The organism is Streptomyces sp. NPDC046215 (assembly GCF_040646215.1).
GTDB classification, from domain to species: domain Bacteria; phylum Actinomycetota; class Actinomycetes; order Streptomycetales; family Streptomycetaceae; genus Streptomyces; species Streptomyces stramineus.
Window position 1 is genome coordinate 1 of the sequence record NZ_JBEYZW010000150.1, and the last position, 7,775, is coordinate 7,775.

The following is a 7,775-nucleotide window of genomic DNA, read 5'->3' on the forward strand; positions in this document are numbered from 1 at the left end:
GCGGGCGCCGCGCCCCCTGCGGCGGCTACCTCACCCCCCGCCGGGGCCGGTATCGGCCGAGCTCGGCCGATACCGGCCCGTCCGGTGCCACTGGAGCGAGTGGATTCGAGCACTAGGCGCTTGCACTCGGAGGGGTCGAGTGCTAATCATTGGGCTTAGCACTCTCCGAGTGAGAGTGACAGATTTGGACCGTCGGTGAGGTCCGCAGGCCAGGCGGGGCAAGGAACCGCCCGGTATGCGAGCCGTCCGTCGCGGGCGCCAGCGCGGTCCGGAGCAATCCACCCCGTCCTGGGAGGACCACTTCACATGGCCAAGATCATCGCGTTCGACGAGGAGGCACGGCGCGGTCTCGAGCGCGGGATGAACCAGCTCGCCGACGCCGTCAAGGTCACCCTCGGCCCCAAGGGCCGCAACGTCGTCCTCGAGAAGAAGTGGGGCGCCCCCACGATCACCAACGATGGTGTTTCCATCGCCAAGGAGATCGAGCTCGAGGACCCGTACGAGAAGATCGGCGCCGAGCTGGTCAAGGAGGTCGCGAAGAAGACGGACGACGTCGCCGGTGACGGCACGACGACCGCCACCGTCCTCGCCCAGGCCCTGGTCCGTGAGGGTCTGCGCAACGTCGCCGCCGGCGCCAACCCGATGGCCCTCAAGCGCGGTATCGAGAAGGCCGTCGAGGCCGTCTCCGCCGCCCTGCTCGAGCAGGCCAAGGACGTGGAGACCAAGGAGCAGATCGCCTCCACCGCCTCCATCTCCGCCGCCGACACCCAGATCGGCGAGCTCATCGCCGAGGCGATGGACAAGGTCGGCAAGGAAGGCGTCATCACCGTCGAGGAGTCCCAGACCTTCGGTCTGGAGCTTGAGCTCACCGAGGGCATGCGCTTCGACAAGGGCTACATCTCGGCGTACTTCGCCACCGACATGGAGCGTATGGAGGCGTCGCTCGACGACCCGTACATCCTGATCGTCAACTCGAAGATCGGCTCGGTCAAGGACCTGCTGCCGCTCCTCGAGAAGGTCATGCAGTCCGGCAAGCCGCTGCTGATCATCGCCGAGGACGTCGAGGGCGAGGCCCTGTCCACGCTCGTCGTGAACAAGATCCGTGGCACCTTCAAGTCCGTCGCCGTCAAGGCCCCGGGCTTCGGCGACCGCCGCAAGGCCATGCTCGGCGACATCGCCATCCTCACCGGTGGCACTGTCATCTCCGAGGAGGTCGGCCTCAAGCTGGAGAACGCCGGTCTCGACCTGCTCGGCCGCGCCCGCAAGGTCGTCATCACCAAGGACGAGACGACCATCGTCGACGGCTCCGGTGACAGCGACCAGGTCCAGGGCCGCGTCAACCAGATCCGCGCCGAGATCGACAACAGCGACTCGGACTACGACCGCGAGAAGCTCCAGGAGCGCCTCGCGAAGCTGGCCGGCGGCGTGGCCGTCATCAAGGCCGGTGCCGCGACCGAGGTCGAGCTCAAGGAGCGCAAGCACCGCATCGAGGACGCCGTTCGCAACGCGAAGGCGGCCGTCGAGGAGGGCATCGTCGCCGGTGGTGGCGTGGCCCTGCTCCAGGCCTCCGCGGTCTTCGAGAAGCTCGAGCTCGAGGGTGACGAGGCGACCGGCGCCAAGGCCGTGAAGCTGGCCCTGGAGGCCCCGCTCAAGCAGATCGCCGTCAACGGTGGTCTCGAGGGTGGCGTCATCGTCGAGAAGGTGCGCAACCTGCCCGTCGGCCACGGCCTGAACGCCGCGACCGGTGAGTACGTCGACATGATCGCCGAGGGCATCATCGACCCGGCGAAGGTCACGCGCTCCGCGCTGCAGAACGCCGCGTCCATCGCCGCGCTGTTCCTCACCACCGAGGCCGTCATCGCCGACAAGCCGGAGAAGGCCGCCGCGGCCGCTCCGGGCGGCATGCCGGGCGGTGACATGGACTTCTGATCCCTTCGAGGATCAGCTGTTCCAGCAGTACGTGCCGAGGGCGGCACCCCCGTCGCGGGGGGTGCCGCCCTCGGGCGTTTTCCGGGCCGGCGCGCTCCGCCGGCAGCCGGGCCGCCCCACCCGCGGGCGCATCGTGGCTGGTCGCAGTCTTCCGCGCCCCTTCGGGCGCGGCTGCCCGGCGTGGCGTCGCGAGCCCCCGCTCAGGCGGCCTTCTCCGGCACCGTCTCCGTCGCCGGTGCCGCGTTCAGTTCCTCCAGCGCGCCCCGGCCGAAGCCGAAGAAGTACGTTGCCGCGAAGCCCGCCGCATAGCCCGCCAGCAGCCCCGCCCCGTAGATCACCACCGTCCGGCCCAGGCCGTGATTGCCCTGGAGCAGGGGGAAGAGGGCCCAGCCCGACGGGCCGATGGCCGTCGAGCCCACCTTGTCGCCCAGCTGGTTGAGCAGGCCCACCAGGCCGCCGCCGAAGGCGCCCCCGACACAGGCCGTCACGAACGGGCGCCCCAGCGGCAGCGACACCCCGTAGATCAGCGGCTCCCCGATGCCCAGGAGACCGGCCGGCAGCGCGGACCGGATCGTCGTCCGGATCGAGCCGTTGCGCGACAGCCGCACGTACACCGCGAGGGCCGCGCCGACCTGCCCCGCGCCCGCCATCGCCAGGATCGGCAGCAGCACCGTGTAGCCCTGGTGCTGGATCAGGGTCGTGTGGATCGGGATCAGCGCCTGGTGCAGGCCCAGCATCACCAGCGGCAGGAACAGCCCGCCCAGCACGAAACCCGCCGCCGCACCGCCGTGGGCCAGCAGCCGGTCGGCGAGGTGCCCGATGCCGGTGGAGATCTCACCGGCCACGAACATCAGCCCGTAGAGGGTGACCAGGCCCGCCCCCAGCACCGTCAGCGTCGGCGTGAGCAGCACGTCCAGCGCCTCCGGCACCCGGCGCCGGCACCACTTCTCGATCCGCGTGGCCAGCAGGGCCGCCGCGAGTGCCCCGAGCACCCCGCCCTGACCGGGCGCCAGCTCCTCGCCGAAGGCGTCCACCCGGGCGACGCCCGGGAAGACGATGACGGCCGCGACCGCCCCGCCCAGCACGGGCGTGCCGCCGAACTCCTTCGCCGTGTTGTAGCCGACGAACACCGCGATCAGCGACATGAAACCCGACGCGACCGCGCCCAGCGCCGGTGCCAGCGCGGGCAGCCACCCGAGGTTGGCCAGCAGCCCGGCGAGGCCCGCGACGATGCCGCAGCCGATCAGCGCCGGGATCAGCGGCACGAAGATCGCGGCGATGCGGCGCAGCAGGAGCTTGCCCGGCGTGGCGTTCCGGGCCCCCCGCTCCGCCCGGAGCGCCGCCCCCCGCTCGGCCAGGGCCTCGGCCGTGACCGCGCCGTCCCCGTGGCCCGCCGTCAGCCGTTCGAGCTCGGGGGCCACCCGGGCGACCGTGCCCGGGCCCAGCACCACCTGGTACGACTCGCCGTCCTCGACCACCCCCAGCACGGCCGGCAGCGCCCGCAGCGCGCCGTCCCGCACCAGGGCGCGGTCGCGCAGCTCCAGGCGCAGCCGGGTCATGCAGTTCGTGACGGAAACGATGTTCCCGGCGCCGCCGAGGAGGGGGAGGAGGGCGGCGGCGGTGGCGCTGTGCTTGTGGTCGTCTGCCATGGGAGGTGCCCTTGCTCGCTCCGCTCAGCCCCGGGTGAGGTCGAGCGCCGTGCGCAGATGGCCGCCCGACTCGGCCAGGAGACGGGCGGCGGTGGGGCCGTCGACCCCGCCCAGGACGACGAGGACGGCGGCCTTCACTTCACCGCCGGTCGCCGCCAGGGCCGCTTCTATCTCCTGGTCGGGGGCGCCCGTGGCCAGGGAGACGATGCGCCGCGAGCGGGCGCGCAGCTTGTCGTTGGACGCGCGCACGTCCACCATCAGGTTCCCGTACGTCTTGCCGAGCCGGATCATCGTGACGGTCGAGAGCATGTTGAGGACGAGCTTCTGCGCCGTGCCCGCCTTCAGCCGGGTCGACCCCGTGAGCAGCTCCGGGCCCACGACGACCTCGATGGCGTGGTCGGCGGCCGCGCCCAGCGGCGAGCCCGCGTTGCAGGACAGCCCGACGGTGAGCGCGCCCGCCCGCCGGGCGTGCTCCACGGCCCCGACGGCGTACGGGGTGCGGCCGGAGGCCGAGACGCCGACGACGGTGTCGGCCGGGCCGACCCCGATCGCCTCCAGGTCGGCCGCGGCCAGCTCCTTGCTGTCCTCGGCGCCCTCGACGGCCGTGACCAGCGCCGGCGACCCGCCCGCGATCAGCCCGACGACCTGCGCCGGATCGGTGTTGAACGTCGGCGGGCACTCGCTCGCGTCCAGCACCCCGAGCCGCCCGGCCGTGCCCGCGCCCGCGTAGACCAGCCGGCCGCCGGCCGCCATCCGGGCGGCGGTCGCGTCGATGGCGGCCGCGATCTCCGGGAGCCGGGCGGCGACGGCGCCGGGGACGCCGGCGTCCTCCGCGTTCATGATCCGGGCGATGTCGAGGGTCGGCAGCCGGTCGATGTCCGCGAGCTCCGGGCGGAACGCCTCGGTGGTCAGCGCGGCGAGCTCGGCGTGCAGGGGCGAGGAGGCGGAGGAGGCGGGTGTCGCGGACGAAGCAGGGGCCATGGGCGGACGGCTCCCTTCCGGTGAGGGCCCGGGCCGATCAGCGGCGCGGGTCGTGGCGGTGGGCGAGCGCTTCGTAGGAGGCGGACAGGGCCGGCGCCGCGGTGTCGTACGTCCGCTGGGCGACGCCGATGAACAGGCAGTCCACCACGAGAAGCTGGCTGGTGCGGCTCGACATGGCCGCGGGGCGCAGCTCGCTCTCCCGGGCCGTGGACGTGGTCAGGACGTGGTCCGCGTACTGGGCGATCTCCGCGCCCGGCCGGCCGGTGATCGCCACCGTCGTCGCCCCGTGCTCGAAGGCCACCCGCAGCGGCTCGATGACGTCGGTGGTGCGCCCCGAGTGGGTGATGGCGATCGCCACGTCACCCGCCCGCAGCTGGACGGCGTTGGTGACGGCCAGGTGCGGGTCGGCGGGCGCGTGCGCGATCAGACCGATGCGCAGCAGCTTCTGCACGAGGTCCTGGCCCACCAGGTTGGACGCGCCGATGCCGTAGACGTCGATGCGCCGGGCGGCCGCCAGCGCGCCGACCGCGGCCTCCAGGACGGCGGTGTCGAGCCCGGCGGCCGTGTCCGCCAGGCACTGCGCCTCCTCCTGGGCCAGCTTGGCGACCACCCCGGCCAGCGGGTCGTCCACCGCGATGTCGGCGGTGACGGCCGGCGCCCGGCCCGCCGCCTGCTCCGCCGCGAGCCCGGCCAGGGCAAGCCGCAGATCGCGGTAGCCGGGATAGCCGAGGATCCGGGCGGTGCGCACGACCGTGGCCTCGCTCGTGCCCGTGCGCTCCGCGAGCCCGGTGACGGTGAGCGCGGCGGAGCCGGCCGGGTCGTTCGCCACGGCCTCGGCGACCCGCTGCATCGAGCGGGTCATGGACGGCGCCAGCGTCCGGACCTTGGAGGCGAGGGCGCCGGGGGACGGGGGCGTGACGGAGGCGGCGGGGGGCGCGAAAGTTTCTTTCACTTTGCTGCTCACCTTTTGAAAGGTATTTTCAGCCCGGTGAGCCGTCAACCCTCGGCGTCCCGGACAATGGACCGTATGGAGCTCGAACAGGCACTGCACACGGCGCGCGCCCTCGTCCTCGCCGACCTCGTCGCGGGTGACGCGGCGCAAGCGGACGTCGTCTCGCTCGTCGAGGACGCGGTGGCGCACCGCAGGTGGTGGGCCGAGCAGTGGCCGGAGGGCGTCTCCTACGTCGTCGGGCTGATCGCCCAGGACGTGCAGGACGCCCTGCTGGAACGGCACGGCCGCTGGCCGCTGTGCCCCGTCTGCACGGAGGGCGGCGACCCGCACGCCCTGGAGGTCGAGCCGGAGCTCGGCGCCGACCCGCACTGGGCCTGCACCAAGCAGGCGGTGCTGGTGGCACGGGTGGGGTCGCTGAACGCGGCCCTGCGGTGAGGCGCCGGTGACGCTTTACATCGACCCGCCCACCTGGCCCGGCCACGGCCGGATGTGGTCCCACCTGATCAGCGACGTGTCGTTCGCCGAACTCCACGCCTTCGCGGCGGAGCTCGGCGCACCCCCGCGCGCCTTCGACCGGGACCACTACGACGTGCCCTCCACGTCCTACGCCGGGGCCGTCGCCCTCGGCGCCCGGGAAGTGGGCAGCAAGGAGCTGGTCGCCATCCTGGTGGCGGCCGGTCTGCGGCGCCCCAAGTACGACCGGCCGGCCGGCTGAGTCAGGCCGTCAGCAGCTCCAGCTCGGTGGTGAGGTTGCGGCGCGCGACGGTCTCCCAGCGGTCGTGCCCCAGCGGCGTCCGGAACAGCCTCGGCAGCCCCAGCAGCTGTCTGAGCACCGCCGCCCGGCCGTCGCGGAACGCCGCGTCGGGCACGAACCCGTACTCCTGGCGCACCGCCGCCGCGTACGCCGCGTAGTCCTGCGGCGCCCCCGCCAGGACCGCCAGGTCCGCGTCGCACAGCACCTCGCCGTCCCGGTCGCCCGGCGCCGGGTCATGGCCGGCCGTCAGCCGCACCAGGCGGGCCGTCTGCGCCGTACGCGCCCCGTCGACGCCCAGCTCGGGCAGGGCGCGCTCGGCCAACTGGGCACTGCGCTCCTCGTTCTCCGAGCGGTCCGGGCGGTAGACCGCGTCGTGGAACCAGGCGGCGAAGCGCACGGTGTCCGCGTCCTCGGCGTGCGCGGCGAGCTCGTCGACCCGATCGAGCACCGCCGTCAGATGATCGACCGTGTGGTACCGGCGCTGCGGCTCCGACCAGCGGCGCAGCAGTTCGTCGGCGTACGGGAGGGGATCCGGGCCCGGCGCGCCGCCGCGCGCCCGCAGGACGGTCTCCTGCCAGCGGGCGCGCAGGGCGGGGCCGGACGGGTGCTCGTGCGTGGCTGCCATGGGCCAATTGTGGAACACGGCTTTCGGGGCGCGGGGACGGTATGGCAGGCTGTCTACATGTCTAGACCAATTCTCGAGGTTATCGCGCTCACCCCCGAGGACGCGGTGGCGGCCCAGGCCGGAGGGGCGGACCGCCTCGAACTGGTCACCGACATGGCCGCCGACGGGCTCACCCCCCACCGGGAGACCTACGCCGCGGTCCGGGCCGCCGTCGACATCCCCGTGCGGGTCATGCTCCGCGCCACCGACGGCTTCGCCGTGGGCGGCGCGGCCGCCCTGGACGCGCTGTGCGCCGACGCGGTGGCGCTCGCCGCTGAGGGTGCCGACGAATTCGTCCTCGGCTTCCTCACCGACGACGGCCGCGCCGACCTCACCGCGGTCACCGCCCTCGCCGACGCGATCGGGCCGCGGGCCCGCTGGACGTTCCACCGCGCCATCGACCGGGCCGCCGACCGCGACGCCCTCCGCAAGCAGCTCGCCGACCTGCCCGGCCTCGACACGTACCTGACCGCCGGATCCCCCGCCGGCGTCGGCGACGGCCTCGCGACGCTCCTCGCGGAGGCCGCGCGGGGCGACGAGCCGGGGTACGAGCCGCGGATCCTCGTGGGGGGCGGGTTGCAGCTGGAGCACGTTCCCGTGCTGCTGGCCGGGGGGATCAGCGGGTTCCACATCGGCGGGGCGGCGCGGCCTGCGGGGTGGGGGCGGCCGGTTGATGCGGGGGCTGTGGCTGAGTGGCGAGTTGCGGTAGGCGCGTAGCGCCGTTTCTTTGTGCGGCGCCGTTTCCCCTGCGGGGGGCGTGTCCGCTGCGCGGGGCTGTTCAGGTGCGGTGTCGGGCCTGCGCGGGTGGGGTGTTCGGGGCTGCTTCGCTTTACGCCCCGAACACCC

8 protein-coding genes are annotated in these 7,775 nt (G+C 73.5%); 4 read left to right on the forward strand and 4 right to left on the reverse strand.

The window, feature by feature from the left end:
* The first annotated feature begins 306 nt into the window (after positions 1–306).
* Complete coding sequence (gene groL / locus ABZ951_RS33020) at positions 307–1,929, forward strand: chaperonin GroEL (protein WP_344096420.1); 1,623 nt, start codon at positions 307–309, stop codon at positions 1,927–1,929.
* Between the two features lie 200 nt (positions 1,930–2,129).
* Here the strand turns inward: groL and ABZ951_RS33025 are convergent, their stop codons facing one another.
* From ABZ951_RS33025 to ABZ951_RS33035, 3 genes are read right to left on the reverse strand one after another with little or no spacing between them, the layout of a single operon-like run.
* Positions 2,130–3,578, reverse strand: a complete 1,449-nt coding sequence (locus tag ABZ951_RS33025; protein ID WP_344096418.1) for a PTS transporter subunit EIIC — start codon at positions 3,576–3,578, stop codon at positions 2,130–2,132.
* 24 nt (positions 3,579–3,602) lie between these two features.
* The gene (murQ, locus tag ABZ951_RS33030; RefSeq protein ID WP_344096416.1) at positions 3,603–4,559 is read right to left on the reverse strand and encodes an N-acetylmuramic acid 6-phosphate etherase; all 957 of its coding nucleotides are present in this window, start codon (positions 4,557–4,559) and stop codon (positions 3,603–3,605) included.
* A 37-nt stretch (positions 4,560–4,596) separates the two neighbouring features.
* Complete coding sequence (locus tag ABZ951_RS33035; protein ID WP_344096413.1) at positions 4,597–5,523, reverse strand: MurR/RpiR family transcriptional regulator; 927 nt, start codon at positions 5,521–5,523, stop codon at positions 4,597–4,599.
* A gap of 54 nt (positions 5,524–5,577) precedes the next feature.
* On the opposite strand from ABZ951_RS33035, the gene ABZ951_RS33040 reads away from it, so the two are divergent.
* Together ABZ951_RS33040 and ABZ951_RS33045 are read left to right on the forward strand one after the other, a co-directional pair.
* Positions 5,578–5,946, forward strand: coding sequence for a hypothetical protein (locus ABZ951_RS33040; RefSeq protein WP_344096452.1), 369 nt, complete (start codon positions 5,578–5,580; stop codon positions 5,944–5,946).
* Positions 5,947–5,953: 7 nt separating this feature from the next.
* Complete coding sequence (locus ABZ951_RS33045; protein ID WP_344096410.1) at positions 5,954–6,226, forward strand: DUF4031 domain-containing protein; 273 nt, start codon at positions 5,954–5,956, stop codon at positions 6,224–6,226.
* 1 nt (position 6,227) lies between these two features.
* On the opposite strand, the gene ABZ951_RS33050 is transcribed toward ABZ951_RS33045, so the two are convergent.
* Positions 6,228–6,890: a hypothetical protein gene (locus ABZ951_RS33050; RefSeq protein ID WP_344096408.1), complete on the reverse strand. Its 663-nt coding sequence runs from the start codon at positions 6,888–6,890 to the stop codon at positions 6,228–6,230.
* A 57-nt stretch (positions 6,891–6,947) separates the two neighbouring features.
* Between ABZ951_RS33050 and ABZ951_RS33055 the strand changes: the two genes are divergently transcribed.
* Positions 6,948–7,646 carry a copper homeostasis protein CutC gene (locus tag ABZ951_RS33055; protein ID WP_344096406.1) on the forward strand — a complete coding sequence of 233 codons (699 nt, stop codon included), beginning with the start codon at positions 6,948–6,950 and terminating at the stop codon, positions 7,644–7,646.
* The last annotated feature ends 129 nt before the right edge of the window (positions 7,647–7,775 follow it).